The 21557-nt window shown below is 67.6% G+C and carries 18 protein-coding genes and 3 pseudogenes; 5 read left to right on the top strand and 16 right to left on the bottom strand.

Going from position 1 to position 21557, the window contains the following annotated elements; translation table 11 throughout:
* The first annotated feature begins 25 nt into the window (after window positions 1–25).
* Window positions 26–898: a LysR family transcriptional regulator gene (locus DV20_RS12850; RefSeq protein WP_043779766.1), complete on the top strand. Its 873-nt coding sequence runs from the start codon at window positions 26–28 to the stop codon at window positions 896–898.
* Here the strand turns inward: DV20_RS12850 and DV20_RS46165 are convergent.
* On the bottom strand, window positions 885–1094 hold the full coding sequence (locus tag DV20_RS46165; RefSeq protein ID WP_200876406.1) for a hypothetical protein: 210 nt from the start codon (window positions 1092–1094) through the stop codon (window positions 885–887). The two genes, DV20_RS12850 and DV20_RS46165, sit on opposite strands and share 14 nt — an antisense overlap.
* A 140-nt stretch (window positions 1095–1234) precedes the next feature.
* Here DV20_RS46165 and DV20_RS46170 point away from each other — a divergent pair, with 140 nt between their 5' ends.
* Together DV20_RS46170 and DV20_RS46175 are read left to right on the top strand one after the other, a co-directional pair.
* The gene (locus tag DV20_RS46170; protein WP_200876407.1) at window positions 1235–1693 is read left to right on the top strand and encodes a hypothetical protein; all 459 of its coding nucleotides are present in this window, start codon (window positions 1235–1237) and stop codon (window positions 1691–1693) included.
* Complete coding sequence (locus tag DV20_RS46175) at window positions 1690–1983, top strand: cellulose binding domain-containing protein (RefSeq protein WP_043779774.1); 294 nt, start codon at window positions 1690–1692, stop codon at window positions 1981–1983. Before DV20_RS46170 ends, DV20_RS46175 begins: the two co-directional genes overlap by 4 nt.
* Window positions 1984–2253: 270 nt before the next feature.
* On the opposite strand, the gene DV20_RS46515 is transcribed toward DV20_RS46175, so the two are convergent.
* From DV20_RS46515 to DV20_RS43435, 15 genes and pseudogenes are all read right to left on the bottom strand, one after another.
* Window positions 2254–2559 (bottom strand): hypothetical protein, encoded by a 306-nt coding sequence (locus DV20_RS46515; RefSeq protein ID WP_043779776.1) that lies wholly within the window; start codon window positions 2557–2559, stop codon window positions 2254–2256.
* Window positions 2560–2579: 20 nt separating this feature from the next.
* A pseudogene (locus DV20_RS47325) lies at window positions 2580–2756 on the bottom strand (helix-turn-helix domain-containing protein); the annotation flags it as partial.
* A gap of 196 nt (window positions 2757–2952) precedes the next feature.
* Window positions 2953–3093, bottom strand: a complete 141-nt coding sequence (locus tag DV20_RS45510) for a hypothetical protein (RefSeq protein ID WP_160169721.1) — start codon at window positions 3091–3093, stop codon at window positions 2953–2955.
* 913 nt (window positions 3094–4006) lie between these two features.
* Window positions 4007–4573, bottom strand: a complete 567-nt coding sequence (locus DV20_RS12875; RefSeq protein WP_160169722.1) for a protein DA1 — start codon at window positions 4571–4573, stop codon at window positions 4007–4009.
* A 564-nt stretch (window positions 4574–5137) separates the two neighbouring features.
* A complete protein-coding gene (locus DV20_RS12880) occupies window positions 5138–6436 on the bottom strand; it encodes a protein kinase domain-containing protein (RefSeq protein WP_043779781.1) in 1299 nt (432 codons plus the stop codon).
* A complete protein-coding gene (locus DV20_RS12885; RefSeq protein WP_160169723.1) occupies window positions 6408–7709 on the bottom strand; it encodes a protein phosphatase 2C domain-containing protein in 1302 nt (433 codons plus the stop codon). Before DV20_RS12885 ends, DV20_RS12880 begins: the two co-directional genes overlap by 29 nt.
* Window positions 7710–7714: 5 nt before the next feature.
* Window positions 7715–8356, bottom strand: a complete 642-nt coding sequence (locus DV20_RS12890; protein ID WP_051735956.1) for a vWA domain-containing protein — start codon at window positions 8354–8356, stop codon at window positions 7715–7717.
* A gap of 76 nt (window positions 8357–8432) precedes the next feature.
* Window positions 8433–9020, bottom strand: a complete 588-nt coding sequence (locus DV20_RS12895) for a hypothetical protein (RefSeq protein WP_152603700.1) — start codon at window positions 9018–9020, stop codon at window positions 8433–8435.
* 6 nt (window positions 9021–9026) lie between these two features.
* Window positions 9027–10787, bottom strand: a complete 1761-nt coding sequence (locus tag DV20_RS12900; protein ID WP_043779789.1) for a coiled-coil domain-containing protein — start codon at window positions 10785–10787, stop codon at window positions 9027–9029.
* Window positions 10788–10952: 165 nt separating this feature from the next.
* The gene (locus tag DV20_RS12905) at window positions 10953–11681 is read right to left on the bottom strand and encodes an SAVMC3_10250 family protein (RefSeq protein WP_268747414.1); all 729 of its coding nucleotides are present in this window, start codon (window positions 11679–11681) and stop codon (window positions 10953–10955) included.
* A gap of 20 nt (window positions 11682–11701) precedes the next feature.
* A complete protein-coding gene (locus DV20_RS12910; protein WP_160169724.1) occupies window positions 11702–13519 on the bottom strand; it encodes a serine/threonine protein kinase in 1818 nt (605 codons plus the stop codon).
* Window positions 13520–13538: 19 nt separating this feature from the next.
* Window positions 13539–15353 carry a vWA domain-containing protein gene (locus DV20_RS12915; RefSeq protein WP_043779795.1) on the bottom strand — a complete coding sequence of 605 codons (1815 nt, stop codon included), beginning with the start codon at window positions 15351–15353 and terminating at the stop codon, window positions 13539–13541.
* Entirely contained in the window at window positions 15350–16585 is a 1236-nt protein-coding gene (locus tag DV20_RS12920; protein WP_043779797.1) for a KH domain-containing protein, read from the bottom strand. The genes DV20_RS12915 and DV20_RS12920 overlap by 4 nt, the downstream gene beginning before the upstream one ends.
* A complete protein-coding gene (locus tag DV20_RS12925; RefSeq protein ID WP_152603701.1) occupies window positions 16582–17817 on the bottom strand; it encodes a hypothetical protein in 1236 nt (411 codons plus the stop codon). Before DV20_RS12925 ends, DV20_RS12920 begins: the two co-directional genes overlap by 4 nt.
* 1051 nt (window positions 17818–18868) lie before the next feature.
* Window positions 18869–19973: pseudogene (locus DV20_RS43435) on the bottom strand (IS701 family transposase).
* Window positions 19974–20162: 189 nt separating this feature from the next.
* On the opposite strand from DV20_RS43435, the pseudogene DV20_RS43935 reads away from it, so the two are divergent.
* Together DV20_RS43935 and DV20_RS44900 are read left to right on the top strand one after the other, a co-directional pair.
* Window positions 20163–20850 (top strand): annotated as a pseudogene (locus tag DV20_RS43935) (DDE-type integrase/transposase/recombinase); the annotation flags it as partial.
* Between the two features lie 311 nt (window positions 20851–21161).
* The gene (locus DV20_RS44900; protein ID WP_152603702.1) at window positions 21162–21512 is read left to right on the top strand and encodes a hypothetical protein; all 351 of its coding nucleotides are present in this window, start codon (window positions 21162–21164) and stop codon (window positions 21510–21512) included.
* Window positions 21513–21557 lie beyond the last annotated feature (45 nt).

Below are 21557 nucleotides of genomic sequence, written 5' to 3' on the forward strand. Positions count from 1 at the left end.
GGCCGCCCGGCGATAGCATCGCTCAATGGAGCTGAGGCAGGTCGAGCACTTCCTCGCCGTGGTCCAGACCGGGAGCTTCACCGGGGCCGCACAGCGGGCGCACATCGTCCAATCGGCGTTGAGTGCTTCGATCCGGAAGCTCGAAGCCGAGCTGGGGACGCAGCTTTTCGAGCGGACCACCCGTCGGGTCGCGCTGACCGAGGCCGGACGGGCGCTGCTGCCGGCGGCGCATCGGATCGCGGCCGACGTCGACGCGGCGCGGAGCGAAGTGTCCGCGGTGGCCGGGCTGACGCGCGGGCGGGTGTCCATCGGCACGATCCAGACGCTGACGGTGGTGAACCTGCCCGCGAAGCTGGGCGAATTCCGGCTGCGCCACCCCGGCGTCCGCATCCACGTGCGCGACGGCACGGTGCCCGACCTGGCCGCGGCGGTCGCGAGCGGCGAACTCGACCTGTCCTTCCTCGCGGGCGACGAACCGCTATCGGACGAGCTCCACAGTTTCGCCCGCTGGGGTCAGAACCTGGTGCTGCTGTGTCACCCAGGACACCGCTTGGAGCGCCGTCGCCGGGTCAGGCTCGCGGAGCTGGACGACGAGCCGTTCGTCGACTTCAGCGGCAGCGGCATCCAGGCGATGACCGCTCGGCGCTTCGCCACCGCGGGGATCAAGCACAACCGGGTCTGCGAGGCCACCCACATGCCGTTGCTGGTCGAGCTCGTGGCGGCCGGTCTCGGCATCGCCATCGTCCCGCGGCCGGTCGCCGAAAAGTCCGGCCTCCCGTTCGCCCGGATCGAGCAACCGGGGTTCGACCGGGCCGTCCACCTCGCGGGCCGCGCGTCGGAGCTGACGAACCCGGCCGCGCGGGCGCTGCTGGACCACCTGCTCGCTACTTCGCCCTGACCGGCGCGTAGAGCAGGACCAGCCCCGCGATGGTGAGGCACAGGGCCACCGTCGTCATCCCGGTCAGGCACGACACGAACGCCAGCACGACAGCCCGGACACCGAAGTGCCGCAGGAGACGCACGCACTCCGGCGTCCCGGGCTCCTCCGCGGGGCCGGACGTCGCGTCTGGCAGCTCGCGAAGACCAGGGTCCATGGCCATCAGTATTCGCCCGCCTGAGCATTCGGTCCAACGAATCTTTTCACTAAAATTCAGCTGTCAAATCGCTCAATACCGGGGGAGCCGCTGGTCGGTGCCCGGGCGCCCGCGAACCACGGCCTGGAACGTCGTCCGCTGTGCGTTGCGCCACCGCGAGCTTGCGTTGTCCGCCGACCCGATCCGCCTCATGCACCGCCGTCGTCTCCAACACCCGCTGGGAAAACGTCCGGGTCGAGCAAACCGACAACCTGATCGACCTGCAGGAGGACAGTCCGCCGTCCTGGCGCACGGCGAAGAACATCGCCACGATCCGCGAAGCCTACTTCACCAACATCTCCTCGGACGTCAAGAAGGTGGTCAGCCTTCGCGGCCGCAACGCCACCATCAACATCAGTGGCGTTCACTTCACCAACTTCACCGTCCAAGGCAACCCCGTCACCAGCCGGACCGACCCGGACGCGAGCTGGAACATCAACAGCTACGTCTCCAACATCACCTTCGCCACGGCGCCGACGAGCGAACCACCGACCCCGACCACCACGCCGACCAGCGAACCCCCGGCCCGTCCGGCGCCTGCTCCGTCGGCTACACGATGAACTCCTGGAGCGACGGATTCACCGCCAGCATCCACGTCACCAACCGCGGCACCACCGCCATCGACGGCTGGGCCCTCGCGTTCACCCTGCCCGGCGGCCAAACCCTCACCAACGGCTGGAACGCGACCTACACCGGCTCCAGCGGTCCCATCTCCGCACGCAACGTCTCCTACAACGCCACACTCGCCGCCGGCGACTCCGCCGACATCGGCTTCCAGGCCACCCATACCGGCAACACCGCCACACCGGACGCCTTCACCCTCAACGGCGTCAGCTGCGCCACCTCCTGACCGCAACGCCGACCCGGCCGGTGGGACGACAGCACGTCCCACCGGCCCGGCCACCCAAGCGGCGGCCGGATTCAGTGCACCCGGTGAGCCCGCTGTCGCCGCGCCGGAACGCGCCCGAGGGCAATTCAATCCGAGCGGCGCAAGACACACCACCGAATGTTTGAAACTTCAAGCATCAACACCGGACTCATCGGCTCCGCCTCGCCCGCTCCCTGCTCGACGACGGCCACCAGGTCGTCCGCCTCATCCGGGACCAGGCAGCACCGGCAGTCACGGACGGTAGCGACTCGGCTCGGTGGGACCCGACCGCCGGTCAGCTCGATCGAATCGCACGCCGCGGTCCTGCGCCGCCTTGATGGCGCTCGCGAATCCGGCGAGGTGCTCGGCGCGGGTGAACAGGTAGACGTGCTTCTCCGCCCCCCCGAGCGTTTCTTCGGTCCCCGCCGCGACGGCGTCCCAGTCCGGCAGGGCGGGCAGCACGTGGGCGTGGTGCTCCCGCCGCGGCTGATCCAATTCGGCCAGGCTCCGCTCGACCTCGGCGACGCGCGTGCGCAGCCGTTCCGACAGGTTCGCCATGAGCCGCTCGGCGGTACGGCGACGAACCGAGCCGGTTCCTCACCGACGCGGATGACGGCCTCCTTGTCCTCGAGGCGCCGCAACGTCTCGTAGACCTTCGGCTGCGGAATCTTCGTGTGGTTGGCCAGGGCGTAGCCGGTCATCGGCTCGCCACCGAGCAGGCCGATGTACGCGCGGGCCTCGTACTGCGAGAACCCGAGCGCGGTGAGCTGTTCGACCGCCTTCGATGTTCCGGCAACGCCTGGCCGGGCACAGGATCGCCCGGCAGCTCAACGAGGGTGGTGTCCCCTGCCCGTCCAGTGCCGACCCGGGCCGCAACCGCCACCGAACCCGCGGCGCCTGAACGCTACGCACCGTCGCCGTCATCCTCGCGAACCCGCGTTACTCCCAGTTTCAGAACCAGCACTGTCCACCAAGCTTGCGCATCCGGCTCTCGTCACGGTCCAGGACTTCGTCGCCGCACAGCAGATCGGGGCGACCCGCACAGCCAGCGATGGTCAGCATCGCCGATTCGCCCTGGCCGGCCTGATCCACTGCGGGGTCTGTAACCGACGGCTGACTCACACTGGAACCACGGACGCCCGACCTACCGCTGCCGCCACGACCACACCAGCACCCAACCCACGAACCAGCCGCGACCGAAGAGCCACGTGCACACGGTCGCCGGGTGCAGCGGTAGTCGCTGCGGCCGGTAATGGAGACCGATACCTGGAATCGCTCGCGTCGCCCAGCGGTCGGCGACGACGCAGGGGCCGGGCGGGAGTCTGCCGCAAGGGGACAGAGGCGCGCTACCGTGGGTCACGAGATTCTTCGCTCGTCGGCGTTGGCGGGGTCGGCGTCGCAATCCACACCGAACACGAATTCGATCATCTGTCGCCACGATCCCAACCTTTCCGTGGGAACAGCCACGACGCCACCGTGAGGCTTCGGCGTGCTCGCTCACCGGCTCTCGACATCAGTTGTGGGACCGAACCTGCGAGCTTCGTATACCGGCGCCGACAGCTAGCGGCTTCGACCGGGCGGCGATTGGTGCCCTCACGCCTTCGGTCTGACCGCTAGTCCCGCAGCCGGGCCGACTCCGTTGTTCTGGTGGTCGAGAACCTGTGCGTCATCGAAGCGGCGCCGACCGCAGGCTTCACCGGCCCGCTGGTCTCCACGAACGGACAACTGCGAGCGGTGGACCATGCATTCCTCCAGCGCGGCAACACCCTGCCACCAGCGGTGCCGCGGCGCTTCCAAAGAAACCAGCGCTGGCCCCCGCCCCGGACCGAACACCGTCAACCGTCTATCACGAGCAGAGGTCATCCCGCGGACTTTTGGGGCACCCGCTGAATCGCCGACAGACCCACATCCCGAAAACGTCGATGTCTCCGAACGACAGCGATCAGCTCACTAGCTTCCGCACCCGCGAAGAACGGCTTCGGCCTGCCGACGACGCAGCCTTAAGTCAGAGCCGTCCCGTCGTCTCTACCCGTCGCACCACTTCGCCCGGGCTCAAGGACCCCAGCTTGCGGCACACAGACCGGTAACCATCGCCGTACACCGGGTCGGGGTTTTGCCACATCTGCTCGAGGTAGTATGCGGCGAGACGGCCGCCACGGTGTCGCAGCCACCAGCTGCCGATCAGTTCGCAAATACCCTCCTCCGTGGTAAGCGAGCGGTCGCCCGGACAACGGGTCAGCCAGCCATGGCCCATTTCGTGGGCCACGACGTGACCGAATCGGGTCGCGGGCATCCCGGACACCACCTTGATGCTCTGCACTCCACTCACGCCGCGCAGCCGTCTCTGCTCCACGACCGTCTCACCGACAAAGCCTTCGCCCGTTCCCGCACGAAGGATGCCTGGCTCGACGAGTTCCACACGTACCTGGTTGGGGAGGCGAATACCGTAAGAATGCAGCAGGGGCCGAACGGTGCGGACCACGGCACCCACGTCCACCTGACGATCGACGGCCCATTTCGAGCACCGGGCACATCGACTCCGGCCGTCAGGAAGAACGATCTCGGCGCGCACTCCCGTTCCACCGGTGACGGCCGCGCAACTCCAGCACCGCCGACCGTCTCGGCATTTCTGACAAATCTGCTCGTCAAAGTGGTCTACAAGCCACGCAAACCCAAGACGTCCACCGCAAACGATGCATGAAGAATTGGCGTTCATCGGCTACGATGACACTATGAGAGCTGAAGTCTTGATCGCAAGATGCCGACGTGACGCCGCACTCTTCGGACTTCGCGTGGAGGAGCGACCCAATTCATGGTATGTGACGTGGACATTCAACATCGACGAAACCTCTGCCCAGAGGGAAAAATATGCAGAAACCACCATCAACGGCACCATTCGAGTTGATCCAGGCGTCGCAGCGTGCGCCCGGTGCCACGCGGACTCGTTCGTGAAATGCAATTTGTGCGACCGGTTGAGCTGCTGGGTCGGCGGAGACCCCGAATGGTTCTGCAAATGGGCACCCTGCCCCGGTTTCGGGACACCGAGCGGCCAGATCCAGTCGCTCACCGCGCAGGGGGACCTCTAGGTCGCCCTGCAGGTCCCGTGAACCACGCGGGACCTGCAGGACACGGACCGCTAAAGCTCGACAACGGCGTCCTGGGTGCCGAAGCCGATCCGGGTCCCCGGCAGCAGGCTGATCGACTGGCCCTGTCCGATCGATCGCGCGGTGTTCGAACCGCTCGGCGTGGCGAACCACTGACGATCGGTCAGGTTGCGCAGCCCGTACTCGTCCCGAGTCGGATGCTTCACCACCTCAGCCACCGGCACATCGCCCGGTGTCGCTGCACTGCCCTTGGTCAGGTGACGGGCGTACAACTTGGTCTCCGGATCCACCACGACGGTGGTGCGGCCACCGATCAGCAGACGCCTCGGCTTCACGAGCATCCGCCGGCAGCCCCAGCACGCCGCATCCGCCTTCTCACGGCAGTAGAAGTTCTGCCTGCCGCAGGCGCTGCACGAATAGATCGCGTCGGAGACGGCCGCGAGGACCGCTTCCCATTCTCCGAACGTCGGGCGTTTGCCCGGATCGGCCAGGCCGGCGGTGAACGCACGGATGAAGATCCTGCTCAGCACCGACGGGTACAGCGACCAGAACGTCAGGGCGTTGTCGTGCATCCCGGGCACCGGCTGGTTGCGCCGGTCGTCCGGGTCGAAGACGAACACCGGGTCGGTACCGAAGATCTGCTGCATCGCCCGCGCGTCCAGCACGTGGATCTTCGACTCGATCGCCCCCTGCAGCGGATGGTCGTTCATGAGCAGCATGAACAACAGGACGGACATCGAGAAACTGTCCGTGAGCGCGGAGGGCTTCGCATCGCCGCGAACGATCTCGGGAGCCATGAACCTCGGCGTGCCCAACACCCGCGGCGCCGTGCGGCTGGAGCCGACGTTGTCGTTGTCGCAGATCAAGATGTCACCGGTGGCCGGGTCGACGAACAGGTTGCCATCGGAGATGTCGCAGTAGAACAGTCCTTTGGCCTGCAGCGCCTTGAAGGCCGCCACGGTGTGGCTCGCCGCACGGACGATCTCACGGAAGCCCATGGTCACCTTGCGCCCGAGTACCTGCGCCAGTCCCGCATAGTGGGCCGGCCGCAACGGCATCAGGTACCCGAATTCCCCCGCCCGGACGACGATGTCCTCCGGCCACAGGAAATGGGCCGACGGCGCCTTCTCCCGCACCAGCATCGCGATGCTTTCGCGCAGCTCACCGGTCTGGAACTGCGGGTTGAACCACTTGACGGCCACTGCCCGGCCATCGCTCATCCGGCATTCCCGCACCTCACCCTGACCACCCGCGCCGAGCACCTCGCCGACCGTGACCAGCGCACCGGATTCACAGTGCAGTTCATCGCCCGTCTTCAACACCGCGGTCACTTCCCTTCCCTGGTCCGTCAGCAGCCTCGACCGGATGTCCTGGTTCGAGCGGCCCGGCGTCGTCGCCTTCGACGACTTGACGGCCGGTTCCGGGGTCACGCCCGCCTTGGGTCGCCTGACACTGGATGTCCAGCTCTTCGCCGCCCCTTTCGTCGACGGGCTCGGCGGTGGCCTCGACGATCTCGCCGGTGTTCTCGTGGGGATCCGACGGCACCTCGACCGGCGGATCGTGCCGCTTCGCCGGCAGCTCCGTCAGCCATGCCATGGCGACACTGACGTCGTCGCCGCTGCCCTTGCGCGACATTTCGCGCAGCCACCCCGGCAAGCGCTGCGTGAGATCCGGAGCCGCCTTCGCCAGCTCCTGACAGAAGGCGAAGAACCCACCGATCTCGGCGAAGGAATTGGGCACGCCGTCGGTGGTCAGCAGGACTGCCGACGGGATCTTTCCGTTGCGGATCAACGAGGTACCGTACCGCAGCTCCTGCTGCGCGTCTTCGTCACACAATGACGGAGTCAGGTTGCCGAGCGCTTCGGGCGGGGGAGGCACGAGGTACGTCGCCTCGCCGCCGACGATCTGCACCATCGCACCATCACCCAGCTGCACCCAGTGGAGTGAATCCGGGCCGATCAGCACGCCGAGCACCGTGGTGCCATAGGCCTTCGCCTGCCACCCCCCGAACTTCGCTTGGTCCCACGCAGGATCGTTGAAGTACGGCAATGGGCCGAGCAAAGCCGCTTCCTTCGAGATGGCTCCTCGCGCGTACTCCTCGAATCGGCGCAACTGCCAGAACAACATCTCCAGCTGGGCGTAGCCGTTGCGCTTGGCGAAGTCGTCGAGGTAGCGCACCAATCCGCGCTCGCCTTCGGTCTTGCCCGGCACTTGGGCCGGGCGCGTCACCAGGTCGGCGTGGACCTTGGCCCGCCACCTCGCTACGACCTCGCCGGCCTCGATCTCCCAGAGCTGGGCCAGCTCGTCGATCCCGGGCTCACCGAGGTCGCGCGCCCTGTTCCGGAACGCGTGGAAGGTGTCCCGCATGGCGGCCACGGCGAGCGCGGATCCCCGGTCGCTGCGGAAGTGCCGGTCGGAACCGTGTCCGTCCGCGACCACCACGTACGCCCAAGCCCCGTCCTCGAGCGCCCTGCTGTCGCTTTCGTCCTGACACGGTGAGCCGTCCCGGACGTGCTTGTCGCCTTGGATCGACAGGTGCGCGGCCTGCCAGAAGCCGAGCCTGTGCCCTGCCACCTTCTGCGCCGGCTGTTTGAAGAACCCCACCCAGCTCACCACACCTGATCGTCGTCGACCGTCGTGGGCGGCGGTGGAGGAGGTGGTGGCGGAGTACCGTTCAGCGTGCTGTCCGCAGGCTGGCTCGCGGGCGCCGAAGCGGACTTCAGCACGACCGTCGAGACGTACTTGATGAACTGGACCAGGTCACCGGCGTTGTGCACCTCGAGCGGCTCGATCTCCTGGTGGTCGATGAACCGACGCAGGACGTCCAGATCAGCGTCATCGCCGATACCGATCGCGATCCGGACGGCGCGTCTTCCCCACGGCTCAGCGAGCAAGGCGTTGAGCCCGGACACGAAGTCGTCGGTGGGCTGGCCGTCGGAAACCAGGACCAACACCGGCGGCAGACCGCGGTCGGGCATCCTGCCGACCGAAAGCTCCTGTGCCATCAGCTTCAACGCGGCACCCATGTCGGTGATGCCGTTGATGGTCACGTCGGTCCAACTGAAGTCGGCGAGCGGCACCGGGTTCGGAGTCATCCAGCGGGCACCGGTGCCGAAGGTCATCGCGCGCACCTCGACAGCGGCGTGTGGATTCTCGTCGGCGGAGTCTCGCATGAACGGCAACGCCTCGCGGATCGCGTGGTTCAGCTGGCCGATTTTCGTTCCGGCCATCGAGCCGGACACGTCCAGCATCCAGTAGAACCGAAGGGGTCGGTGCGAAATCGGACCGCCCGGCAAGTCGGTTGAAGTCAAAGCACATCTCCTGAGGTCAGCAGTCCTCGGGGGGAGGACCGGCGAGCGGTTCCTGCCCGGTTTCGAGTAGCGGGTAGACGTTCACGGTGATCACGCCGTCGGACTTGCCCGCCTTCGGGTTGCCGCCCCAGAAGGCGCGGTTGGCGACCGGGCCGTGGTCGTCGCGGGTCGCGAACGCGCCGAGGCGTGGCAGGATTTCGGCGTTGAAGGCGTTCGCCCGGGCGACGCCGACCTGTGGTTGTTCCGCGACACCGAACGACAGCACGACACCGGCGCGCCTGCCCTTCAAGTCGGGCTGCGCCAACCTGTCCCCCACCTGTCGCTCGATCGCCTTCAGGTGCTCGTCGCGTTGCGGTGACGGCGATCCGGTGAGCAGGGCCGGGTTGGTCGTGACCCGGAAGCAGACGAACCCGCTGTCCACGCCGCGCGTGACCGGTTTCGGTGTCGCCGTCGTCGTCGGCGTGGCGCGCGGAGCCGGCGGCTTCTGCACCGCGCCGCCGGTCTGGGTAGCCAGGAAGATCACCACCAGCACCAGCAATGTGTCCGCGAAGATCCAGCCCACCAGGCCGACGACCTGGGCGCCACGGCCTTTCCCTCCAGCCATCGCCGGTCACCGTCCGCCCTTTGTGGCGCGCCCGAACAACCGCCCGCGCGGCTTCCGGCCGTTGGCTGCGACGAGTTCCGTCACCAGGCTGCGGGACTGTTCGAGTGCGTCCGCCAGATCCTGCGAAGCCGTCCGCAGTTCCGGCAGCATCAGCGTGGGTGCCGACCGCAGGCCCTCGACCGCGTTCCGGAGAGCCTGCGCGGTTTCCCCCGCCGTACCGTTGAACCGGCCGACCGACGCGCCGAGGCTGTCCGCCGCAGCTCTGCGGTGCTCGAGCTCGCGGTCGAACGCAGCCACCATCGCGACGCGGAGCTGGTCCATCTGACGAGGCAGCGCCTCGACCGCCTCCCGCAACGCTCTTTCCGCATCGCGGGCCGTCTCCGCGGTGCGCTTCGCCGCACTCGCCGCGGCTTGCGGGTTGTCCGCGAGTGCGGCGATGTTCGCCGTGAGCCGCTCTTGCCTTTCGTGGACGCCGTCGAGCTTCTTGCTCAGCTGAGTCACTGCCGCGAGGACGTCGAGGACGCCCTTCTGCGCCGCAGGAAGCTGGGTGGCGAGTGCTTCGGTGCCGGACACCATCGAACCGACGGTCCGATCGAACTCCTGCGACGCATCCCGCAGCGCGTCGACGTTCTCCCGGAACTCACGGGCGCTGTCCGCCACGCCGCTTCCGCCGGCGGCGATCGCTTCGGCGCCGCGCAGCCACTGCGCCACTCCGGCCCGTCCCGACTCGATCGAGCGGCTCAGCTCCTCTTGAGACTTGGTCAGCTTCCCCACCGTCGCGGCATGCACGGTGGACTCCTCTCGCAATTCCTCGATCCGGTTCGTGTAAGCCTCACGCAGCTCGCGGCTGAGGTCGCCGGCCCCTTTGACCACATCCGACATGCCGTCACGCGCAGCTGTGACGCCGGTCGTGACGTGCCCGAGGTTGGTGACGAGGTCCTGGGCTGTCGCCTTCATGTCGTGCACGTGCTCAGCCAACTGGCGGGTGGGGCCGTCCATGCTCTCGGCGCTCGCCGCGATCGTCGTACTGCTGACCGCCAGTTCACCGGCGGCTCGCGCCATCAGCGCGATGTTGTCCTTGCCGTCGGTGACGAGGCTGCTCATCTCCCGCTGGGCCGTCACCAACTGCTGCACCGTCTTCTGGCATTCGGGCAACAGCGAGCGCAAGCTCGAACTGATCCGGTCGACCAGCTCGGTGCTCTCCTGCCGCAGCGACAACCCGGCGTCGACGAGCGCCGAGCGCAGCTCATTCACATTCGCTCTGCGATCTTTCTCCTCTGTGTCGGCTGTGCGGTTCTGCATCCAGGAGCCGACGAGGAACGTGGTGATCACCGCCGCCAGCGCGATGAAGTCGCACATCGCGACGTGGTCCAGCGTCCACCAGGTGCGGTCGCCGAAACCCCTCGTCCACAGTTGCAGGAACGACGCTTCCTGAAACGGCGCCTGTTCGCTCCACGGGGCCCCGAGCAACTCCCGGTACGCCTTTACCGCGGCGAAGATGCCCACCCAGGTGAAGAACAAGGGCGTGAAGAGGAGGACGTTCCGGACGATTTCGACGTGCCGCGACAACGCGGCGAGCACGCCCTTCGCACGCCCCTCCACCGAACCGGCGTCGAAGTAGGCCACGAGGTCGACCCGGCGCCACGCCGCGACGTTTCCGGCGCGGAGATCCCGGGCGAGCCGGCTCAGTTCCACCTCGAAACTGCGGTACGAGGGCTTACTCGCCAGGTCGTCGAGCCTGCTCGCGACCGCGTTTACCGAACTCACTTGCCCTCGTTCCCATGCACACGTAGAAAGGCTGCTGTTACCTCGACCGGGCAGCTCTCGCGGTCTACTATCGCGCGGGTCTGGCGCGTTGTTACGCCTATCCGAAAATCGCCCGAAAATCGGCAACCGAATCGGCGGGGCTTCGGGTCGGCCGTGAACTGACCACTAAGGTCTGGCTCGACGGACGAAGAGGGGCGAGGCGACTACGACGTCGAACGGCAGTGAGGACGATTCGACGACCGCCGAGACGCGCGCGCAGCCGACGAGAAACGGCGAGTAGGTTCGGAACCAATCAGTGCAGGCGACCTCTTCGAAAAGGGTCTCCACGTGCCGGGTGAGGGACCCCGGGCCCGCGAACGGATGCTCCGGCGCGTTACCAGTGAACCGGCGCCAGAACTGCCGCTCGGCGACCTCGAGCTTTTCGGGCCGCCCCAGCGCGGCTGCCAGCACGGCGACAGCTCCCCCTTGGTTCGAGTACCCACCGGGGGGCACCGACGACAATGGGGTCGCGGCCGCGGTCGTGCTCATGAGGTGCGCCGCCGTTCCGTGCAGCACGATCCGGTTGCCGGACGGCTTGAGCTCGCCGGACTGGCAGAACAGGACAGCTCCACCCTCGAGCGCCTGGTAGCCGATCCGCCCTTCGAAAAATACCCACTCCCCCGGTGTCAACCCGGGCTCCTCGAACCAGCGACCGGCTTCTCCGATGTGGTCGCGGATCTTCTCCAGCCGCGCGGTGGACGCGGCGGCCTCGACCGGCTCGAATTCCAGCGACACCTCCGCTCCTGCCGCGCCGGCCTTGGCGGCGAACTTCTTCGCCCTGATCCGCGACCACCACCGCTGCTCGACCGGCAGAAATTCCGCCAGCTTCGCGTGGGACAGATACACGTACTCCATGAACACGATGCCTCCATCTTCTACAGCACCTTCAAACCTCGGGACCACGAACCGGAGGCGTCCTCGGTGGCCACCACGACCTGGCCGTCGACCACGGCCACGAGCCGCAACCTCCAGGCCGCGCCCACCTCGAGCGCCACCCGGTGACCCGGTTCGGCGGTCAGCCGCTGCCAGTTCGCGATCACGCCGTCCTGTTCCGTCGCGATCCACAGCCCGTTGTCGCCCGCGATCGCCATCGAGATCCCACCGCGGCGTCCGACGCACGCAAGGTCGGTCACCGAACCGGGCGGGTTGATCGGCGCCATCTCGGTCCACCTGCCGTACAGCTGCTCAAACACCGCGATCTCCCGGGTGCCGGCCTTGGCGCACAGGCACTGCAGCTCGCCCCACGAAGTCACGCAGACACCCGCGACCGACACTTCCTGCCTGGCGAGCCGGACCGGATCGCCCGCACCGATCACGGTGGGTGCACCGTCAGCCGTCATGGCCACCACAGCGGGCCGGCCGTCCGGTCCGGCCGCCGCGGCGAGCACGTGCTGCACATACGGCCCGCCGGTGCTGCGCACGACCCTTCCGTCGACGCGAACCTCCACCGTAGTGAGCCGTTCCGCCACCGGATCGACGGTGAACGCGACGGCTGAGCCGTCCGGGGTCCGCACCACCGCCACACCACCGGTCAGCGCCGCGGCGCCCGCCGTCGTCCACTTCCCGGCGCGCCCGACCGACAACGTGTCCGATCTGCTGAGCACGAATCGGACGATGTTACCGGCACCGTCGCACGTCGTCCGGACGGCGGCTGGGGTACGCGGGACGTTCTCGCGCCCGTCTGCCACGAGCGACCACAGCGCGCCCGTGGCCAGCGGTGCACTGGCCACGGTCGCCGTGCCGGCGGCGACGACCTGCACGGTGTTGGTGCCGTCGACCGTGAGGTCCACGTCTCCCCAGCTGGGTTCGCCGCTGCCGGTGTCGACTTCGGCGGCCAGTCCGCGCAGCTGCTCCGCCCAGCGCACTAGCGACACCGGGCGCCGGGCCGGATCCTCGGCCAGCAGGTCGCTGACATGCCGCGCGACGGTCTCGGGGAAGTTCGCGCGGATCAACGCCGACCGGCCGCCGTTGGCTGCGTCGTGCTCGGGCGGCGGCTGCCCGACCAGCAGGTAGTAGACCACCGCACCGAACGAGTACCGGTCGGCCGCGGCGCTGCCCATCCCGGTGGCCCGGGCCTCCGGGGCGGTGTAACCCCGGTTCACGACGACCGTGCCCGGGCCACTCTGGACAGGCACGGCGAACGTGAAGTCGATCAGCTTCACCTCGGCGGAACGGGCCTCCACCATGACGTTCGCCGGAGAGATGTCCCGGTGGATGATGCCCAGCGCCCGGTTGGTGATCGAATCGACGATGCGGGCGAGAGCCTCCACCACGCCGCACACGTCGAGGAAGGTGCGGTCGTCCTGTTTCCGCCAAACCGGCAGGTTCGCGCCGTCGATCCACTCCGAAACCACGTAGAGCACCCGGCTTTCGCCAGCTTCGCCGGGGAGGTGCGGTTCACCGCCGACGAACACGTCGAACGCACCGATTACACCGGGCAGACGGAGTTGTTTCACCTCCCGTGCGGAATCCTTGGCTCGCAGGTAGCAGCGCTGCAGCGCATCGGCGGCGGACTCCAGGTGGTGCGCCTTGAGCCGTTCGTCGTGGACGATCTTCACCGCCCACTCGTGGTGGGTGTCACCATCGCGTCGTGCGGTGGTGGCGCGCCAGACCTCGCCTTCGCCACCGTCGAAGGCCCATTCCTTGAGCTCGTAGTCGTCCGGGAACTCGGCCGAACCGAGCCGGTTCCCCACTTCCGCACCGCGCATGAGATCAGTCCCGGTAGGTGAAGTCGCCAGTGGCGGCCGGCGGTTCGGGTGGCGGCTCGGCCCGCCCGGCCGCCAGCACGGTGCGCAGATCGCCCAGGCAGTCGTGCACCCGCTGCAGGACGGCGACCTGGCACCCACCGGCGGAGTCGACCGGGGTACCGCACAGAGCGGCCACGCGCCCGTAGTCGACCGCGCGACCCCGTCCGAGCATCCGGAATTCTTCGAGCAGCGCCACGAATGCGGTGAACCGCGGGTCGGCCGACGGTGGCCGGAAACCCTCGGACAAGCCGATCAGGAACGCGGGCACGCGCCGGTCGTCGGTCACGAGGAGGCCGAGCTCGCGGTCGGACAGCATGCTGATGCGTCCGTCGTCCCACACCACCTGGCCACCGGTGCGTTGCGCTTCGGTGTTGCACTGGCCCGCCAGCTCCGCAATACGTCCTTTCAGGTCTTCCCGGCGCTGGTTGAAGTCCGCGGCTCCTGCGGGTCGCAGCAGATCGAGTGCGGCACGGGTGTGATCGAGCAACGGTCCTGGCCGGGCGGGTTCGGTGAGGCGCCCCTGGACCCGGTGGACGATTCCGCCGCCGAGTCCCGCGAAGTAGTCCGCGAGCACGTCCAGCCCACCCACTGTCGTCGGATCGCCACCGCCCACCTTGACCAGCTCTTCCAAGAGCCCGTGGTCGGGTACCAAGGGCCGCTTGGACATGTCGCCACCCGCCTGCCGGTACCACTCCGGGGTACTGATGCCGATGGCGTGCAGGCGGATGCCGAGTTCCCGGTTCAAGTGCGCCATGAGGCTCACTGGCTCCCTGACGGTCTGCACGACCTCGCCGGTTCCGCCATCGCCCGCCGGTGTCCATTCCGCACCGTCGCTCACTAGTACGACCAGTTTGTCGTTGCCCGGCCTGCCGTGGCGGTGGAGCAGGTTCGCTGCCTCGTGCAGCGCGTTGCCGATGTCCGTCCGTCCGTCTGGTGCCAGCAGCGCCACGGCCTGCCGGTACTCGGTGATGAGCTGGTCCGGTGAGGTGGCGTCGAGCTGCTCCATGCCACCGTCCCGAGGGAACCGGTGCCGGACCCGATGATCGAACTCCAGGAGGGCGAACCGCGAAATGCGGCCGGAGACCTGCAGCCGGATTTCCAGCAGTTCCCGCAACGATTGCTTGAGCGCCTCCATCCTGGACATCCGCCGGCGGGTGGTCTTCGACAGCAACGCCGTCTCGGTGGAAATCGGCAGGTCCACGAACCCCATCGATCCGCTGGTGTCCGCCAGGACAACGACATCGACCCCGGCACGCACGGCGGAGGCGTAGAGCTCCACTTCGGTGTCTTTGGTGAGCCGGGCGACCACCTGCCGTTTCTTGCCGACGTCCAGTTCGCGCACGCGATACGGCACGCCGGCGATGACCAGCGACACCTCCTCGTCTCCGCCGGGCACCCAGAGCGGCATGCCGGCGAGTCCCGCGTGCGCGATGTCCCTGGCCACGCCGGCCGGCTCGCGTTCGGTCGGCAGGTCCAACACGACACTCCGCACGGGCACCGGCGCCACCCGGTCCAGCCGCCAGCCCGGCTGGTCAGCGGGACCGATGTCCCACGCCTCCGCCAGTCCCTCGTCGACGGCGATGTGGCCGGCCGGCACTTCGGTGAGCTCCACGGCGTGGACGGCGGCACGGATGACGCGGCGGCCGTGCTGGATGCTCATCAGGCACGGACCCTCGCCCATCCCCGGTGGGAGTGCGATGCGGTCACCGCTGAGCGGCCCGCTGCCCGGGACGACGGCGAGCCGGTGCGATCCCGAGTCGGCCACGACGGAGCGCGTCATCGGCGCCTGTCCCCTTCGATCTGCACGTCGACGCCGAGGCGGCTGCGGTATGACTTGATGGCGGCTCCCTTGGGCCCGATGAAGTGACCGCGCTGGTGCTCCGGGACCTTCACGAAGAGCAGCGCCGGCCGGTCGACCCCACCACGGCGGGTGGCGGGCCGGTAGTCCGCGTATTCGATCGTGCCGGCGAGGGCTGTGGGGACGAGACCACGCAGCTGTTCGACGAGGTGCCGCCCTGTCTGCGACGTCACCTTGATCTTCTCGAACTGCTCGTCCCACTCCGACTTCGCCTTCATCGCCTCCGCCGAGACGGCGGCATCCGGCTGGGTGCGGCGGACCACCGCGGCCAGCGTCCGGTGGATCCACGCGAAGTCGAGCGCGAGTTCGTTCATGCCGACCCCGCGCAGGTTGTGCGCGAAGCCCTGAAGGCTCGGCAACCGATCCTTGCGCTTGCGCAAGGCGGCTCCGGCGACGATCTGGAAGAGCACGTCCTCCGGGCCGAGGTTGCGCACCTCACGATGACCGGCGCACCGGCCCAGGCCGACGCGTTCGCCGCCGAACACCTGCCACCGGCTGGCGTGCCGGGTGCACATCCGACGTCCGCAACGCCGGAATCCAGAGGTCACGTGCTCGCACCGGACACTGCCCAGATCCGGACAGGGCCGTTCGTCGCACCGCGGAAAGGTCACGTCGTAGCAGGATGGGCAGTAGTTCAGGTCGTGGTCGCGTGGATGTCGCTTGCGGTGTGCGTCGCACCACGCGGTCACCGTCCGGCACGCCTTGCCCGCGCAGCGGAACGTCGCGGGTGCGTCACATCGGCACGCCGGGCGGTGGTCCGGGCAGGTCGCGGTCAGCGAGCCGTCGAGGATCACGACGTGCCGGTCGCAAACGCGGTTTTCCCCATCGGACGGGCACGTCTTGCAGAGGAACGGGCCGTAGGTGCCACGGCCGCGACAGTGGGTGCAGCGGTAGCGCAGCCGGGCTGTCTCCCGCACCGCGACAATCGAAAACCTCGTGTCCGGACCGACCAGCCCGGCACCCGGCGGCAGCCGCACGATCTCGAGGCGCAGCCGGCCGGCCGCACCGTCCAGCTCGTGCACGGCTTTCCGGCTGATGTCACGTCCGACGAGTTCAGGTTCGACCGAAGCCCACAGCTCGGCGAACCCCGTCGGGGTGGACGGCGCTGCCCGCAGATCACGGACGTCCAGCACGACCTCGACGTCGACCGTCATCGAGCCTCCTGGCGGCTGCGCCGCAGCGGTTTCGCCGGTCCTTCGATCCGCTCCCGCCACGACCCCAGCACCACCGAGGTGCGGCCCGGCACCTCCGCGTTCAGATGCGCGAGAAGCGGACCTCCGGGAGTGGCATCACCCAACGCCCGACGACACTCCGAGACCAGCGTTTCCTCTCCCGAGACTGCCCACCGCGCGAGCAACCCACGTTCGGATATCTCGGCGCGGACGCCGAGACCGGGCAGGTCGACGCCCATCAGCAGCGGGGCGATCTCCGCCACGTCCGTCTCCAGGTTGCCGAACTCGACGACGACCTCCCGCAGCAAGTCACGCACCGCGTCGCGGGCAGCTCGGCGGTGCCGGTTTCGCCGTCCCGTGGCACGGGAATCTTCGACCGCGAACCGGGCGCGCAAGCCGTCCGCTATCGCCCGTGCACGGTTCTCCTCCAGCATCCTTTGGGGCGCGTGGCCGGTTCGCCTGCCGTCGCGCACCAGGCGCCGGGCGTGCAGCGCCAAAGCACTGAGCAGCAAGGCAGCCGCCCGGGTGCCGGCGAGGGTGGCGGCGGCGTCGAGGCAACGCACCAGCACGACCGGGGTGCCGTCCGCGCGCACTCCCGGTGCCACGTCCATCCGGTCGAGCCGAGCGACACCGTCTCGCCTGCGCAGTTCGGCTTTCACCCGTTCGAGGTGTTCGGGGGTGGTCGAGGCCAGAAATCTGGTCGCGAGGTGCGAATTCGACGTGGCCAGCCACCGGGAACCTGTCCGGTCCGGCGAACGGCCCACTGAGGTAAGGCCGTGTCCGGCGACCGCGATGAGCGCCGGCACCCAGCCGCGCAGCAGGTTGCACAGCACTTCCTGCTCCACCGGCGAAAGCACCTCGATCATGTGCACGTCGCCGCCGAAGACGGCGCGGTGGTCACCGACCGCGACTCCCGGCGGTACCAGAACGCCGCCGGTGCGTGCGGTGACGCGGCACAGCTCGGCGAGCGCGGCCGCGAGACCGGAGAAGACCTCGTCCCGTCCGCGGCGGGTGCCCAGCCACACTGGCGGCACTCGAAGGGTGAACAACCCCGGAGACCCGGAGACGGGGACGACACCGAGCGGCGTCCCCCGGACATCGAGGCTGACGCTTTCGAACGCGCGAGCCATCGTGGCAGGGTCAGCGCCGAGAACGGTGAACGCCTTCTCGATCCCCTGCTTGGTGGCACCTACGCGCGTCAGACTGACCAGCATGCTCCACAGATCGGCCGTCGGCACCGCGTCCGTTACAGTGAAATAGCTACGATACCGACGAGCGTTAATACGTTTGGGTGAAGCTCAGGGCGCTTAACGCCGCACTACCTGGCGCTTCGACGACCGGAAAAAGCGTAGACGCCGGTGGCGTAACGCTACGCAAAGTGATGACTTCACATGATACAAGAGTCGGGAGCGAACTTTGACCACTCGTTTCTGGCGACATAGCAGCCGGATGCAGCGGCCCGCCAGACTCACCGTCGTGCGTTGCTTCGCTGGTGGATCCGCAGAGCGGAGTTTGGAACCGGCGCGCGAGTGAGCGACCATACCTACGTGGGCGTAGCCTCCCAGAACAGCGGCAACCGCACCATGCGCTGGAAGGCGATCACCGGCGAGGCGATGAATCATGCGTCAGTTGACTAGCAAGATCCGTGTCCATAGGGATACAACCCAGTGTCCGAGGACGATCTTGCTCACTATCTACACGCCTGCAACCCCCAGCTTGACCTGCAGGTTCCCACGAGTTGGGCTTGAAGCCACCCCGCACCTCATGGAGTAATTGAGTGTCCGAAATGGTCTGCGGGTCGGTAAATTCCCACTCTCACCGACGCGTGAAGAAAGGCCGGGCCGGCAAGGCGTCCACCGCCGCCAGAAGGATGCCTGGGGCCGCAGCCGACCGCGCGCCGCTGCTGACATTCGCATCGACTGATCTCTGCCACTTGGCGTTCGGCACCAGAGGTGGCCGCATCGGTCGACCAGCAATGGCCGGTCCGGCGTCGGCTCGCCGGGCGCGAACATCTCTTACTGCTTTCGTGCATTATCCCTTGGCACCCAGGAGGACCGACAAGCTTCCTTGCGTTCGACTTGCAGGCCTAGTACTGCAACGGCAATTAGGTGAGTGGGTAGCCGCGTCGTTTGTAGTGGCTGAGCCGTGCTTGGTGTTGTCGTCGGCGGCGCCAGCGGGACCAGGCCCAGATGTGGTCGGCGGCGTCGGCGACACGCAACACCAGCTTGGTGAACAGGCGCCGGTTCTCCGGTAGCGTGAACCCGATCATGTCCGCCTCGGCGACACCGGTTCCCCTTTTGTGACAAGAGATCGTGAGACAGCGAGCCAGGCGTGGGCGAGCATCGACAGGGTGATGTGGGCATACCATGCCCGCCACGACCGGACCTGATACTGATCCATCCCGGCCTCGTTCTTGGCCTGCTGAAAGTACTCCTCGATCCGCCACCGACTGCCGGCGATCCAGGACAGGTCCAGCAGCGTCGAGCGGCGGGGTCCGTAGCAGACGTAGTAGGCGATCTCCGCCGGATCGGTGATCGAGCGGCGGGCAAGCATCCAGAGCCCCCGCCCGGCCTGCCAGCCGATCCGGATCGGCATCCGCGCCCAGTCATACTCCCGCGGCCCGTGTGCTCCGGCACCGACCGACAGCCGCCGCCACGACCGGGCTGGCAAGTCCGTGATCAGCTCGTCGGCGCGGGCTTCGCGGCCGCCGGTGGTAACCAGGGTGTCGTTGACCTTGGTGGCCTGCACGTGGGCCGCGTCGTGGGCTTCCAGCCACAATCACAGGTCCTTGACCTGCCCATAGGCCTCATCGGCGGTGATCCAGGCGAAGAGCACCTTCGCAGCGAACGCCCGGGCCAGTATCGCCGTGGCCTGCCGCGGCTTGGTCTCGAACTCGGTGCCCTCCGGGATCCCTGCGCGCCGGCACCGGTCCTGGTCAGCGATCCATGGCTCGGGCAGATATAGCTCCCGTCGATCAGCGCATGCCCACCAGCACCGGCATAGGCCAAAAAGTGTCGATCTGGCAGTTCTCGATCCGTCCGGCGGTTCCGGAGTACTGCCGCTGCACGCCGGCCGAACGGGTGCCTTTCTTCAGGAACCCGGTGTCGTCGACGATCAGCACCCCGCCCGGCTCGCCGAGGTGCTCGACCACGTAGTCGCGAACGTCGTCACGGACGCCGTCGATGTCCCAGTCCGCCCAGCGCAGCAGCCGCTGCTCCCCGTCCGGGGACACCTCGCCGGCCTGCTCGGCCAGCGTCCACCCGTTCTTCCGCTCCAACCCCGCCACCGGCCCGGACACATTCTCCCGCGCCCGGCCCCGCGGCTCCGACCGGGTGAACCGACCCGCGATCCGCTCATGCACCCGATCCATCACCACATCGACCACCACCAGGATGATCTACCACAAGCCACCCGAGTACCGTTGCATTACTAGGTGTGATGTCCAGGGACGTTGTCCCGAGTTGAGGTGACCAGTGGCGGCCTGTCGTGCTGACAGGTGAAGGCCTCCGGATGTGAAGTGGAGCTGTCTAGGAACCACATCACCAGTCCGGAGGCCTTCGTGTCCCACCCTAACGCCACCCTGACCCCACGCACCCGGCTGCGACTGGCCCGGCTGATCGTGGAGCAGGGCTGGACCTGCACGGCAGCGGCGAAGATGTTCATGATCGCGCCTGAAACCGCCACGAAGTGGGCCGCCCGCTACCGCGCCGAAGGTGTGGCCGGGATGACTGACCGCAGCTGCCGCCCGCATCGCAGCCCGGCCCGCACGCCCGAGCACCTGGTGCTGGCGATCGTGCGGCTGCGGTGGCGGCAGCGGCTGGGCCCGCTGCGGATCGGTGGCCGGCTCGGCCTGCCCGCCTCGACCGTGCACGCGGTGCTGACCCGGTGCCGGATCAACCGGCTCGCCCGGATCGACCGGTTTGTCGGCCGCGCCCAAGGCAAGCGCAACCGGGCGCGACACCGGGCAAGCCCCGCAACGCCCACCGCAACCCCAAGATCGGGACCGCGTTCGTGCACACGGTGCTCGACGACCACTCCCGCATCGCCTACGCCGAAATCCACGCCGACGAAACCGCCGCCACCGCCACCGCAGTACTGCGGCGAGCAGTGGCATGGCTCGCTGCCCGCGGCGTCACCGTCGAACGGGGGTGCTGTCGGACAACGGCTCGGCCTACCGCTCGCACTCTTGGCGCGGCACCTGCACCGAGCTGGGGATCATCCCGAAACGGACCCGGCCTTACCGGCCGTAGACCAACGGCAAGATCGAACGGTTCCACCGGACCCTGGCCGACGGGTGAGCCACGCTATACACCGTGACCTGACTGTCATCCTGACGCTGCAAGGCAGCTCGTGGATACTGTCATCCATCTGTCCAGGGTTTGTCAGGTTCTCTGGAAATACCAACACTTCGGGCGAGGCGGCGGTCACCCCTTCGCCTCCTTCCGACACGTCTCACTTAGGAAACGGAATGAGCACCCGGCCCGGCAACCGTAACGACATACAACCACCACACGACTTGCTCAGCGTTCAGTTCAACAACTCCAGTTAGGAGGAGTGCATGGACGCCGCTACTTTTTTTGGCCTGGCCTACTTAGCAGGCGTCTTTGTCAGCTGGGCGGTGTACATGCGTCGTTCCGGCCTGACCGACATCAAGCACGAGCAAGGTGTGACATGGCGGGGGTTTCTACTGCCCAATCTGCTTTTCTTCATCTTGACCTGGGTAAAATCGATCTACTGGCCGCCCACCCTCTTGGTATGGATGATCTTGTACGCCTTGGGGCTGTCCAGGTGCCCATGGAAGGCGGCAACCTCATTTCAAGGACGACCAGTACGCAAAATATTTCGCATCGGCTACCGGCGCGCTATCCCAGAACTGGGCATACCTGAAGCGGGCGACGAGCCCGCATAACGCGTATCTTTGAAGCACGACCTCAGCTTTTGAGCAAGTTAACTG

It is taken from the genome of Amycolatopsis rifamycinica, from assembly GCF_000695625.1.
GTDB lineage: Bacteria > Actinomycetota > Actinomycetes > Mycobacteriales > Pseudonocardiaceae > Amycolatopsis > Amycolatopsis rifamycinica.

Coding starts and splice junctions, on each gene's coding strand:
- DV20_RS12850 (WP_043779766.1), top strand. CDS start 26: ATGGAGCTGAGGCAGGTCGAGCACTTCCTCGCCGTGGTCCAGACCGGG.
- DV20_RS46165 (WP_200876406.1), bottom strand. CDS start 1,094: ATGGACCCTGGTCTTCGCGAGCTGCCAGACGCGACGTCCGGCCCCGCG.
- DV20_RS12915 (WP_043779795.1), bottom strand. CDS start 15,353: ATGACGCGCTCCGTCGTGGCCGACTCGGGATCGCACCGGCTCGCCGTC.
- DV20_RS12925 (WP_152603701.1), bottom strand. CDS start 17,817: ATGCTGGTCAGTCTGACGCGCGTAGGTGCCACCAAGCAGGGGATCGAG.
- DV20_RS46515 (WP_043779776.1), bottom strand. CDS start 2,559: ATGGCGAACCTGTCGGAACGGCTGCGCACGCGCGTCGCCGAGGTCGAG.
- DV20_RS12895 (WP_152603700.1), bottom strand. CDS start 9,020: ATGGCTGGAGGGAAAGGCCGTGGCGCCCAGGTCGTCGGCCTGGTGGGC.
- DV20_RS46175 (WP_043779774.1), top strand. CDS start 1,690: ATGAACTCCTGGAGCGACGGATTCACCGCCAGCATCCACGTCACCAAC.
- DV20_RS44900 (WP_152603702.1), top strand. CDS start 21,162: ATGGACGCCGCTACTTTTTTTGGCCTGGCCTACTTAGCAGGCGTCTTT.
- DV20_RS12920 (WP_043779797.1), bottom strand. CDS start 16,585: ATGACGGTCGACGTCGAGGTCGTGCTGGACGTCCGTGATCTGCGGGCA.
- DV20_RS12905 (WP_268747414.1), bottom strand. CDS start 11,681: ATGGAGTACGTGTATCTGTCCCACGCGAAGCTGGCGGAATTTCTGCCG.
- DV20_RS12890 (WP_051735956.1), bottom strand. CDS start 8,356: ATGCTGGACGTGTCCGGCTCGATGGCCGGAACGAAAATCGGCCAGCTG.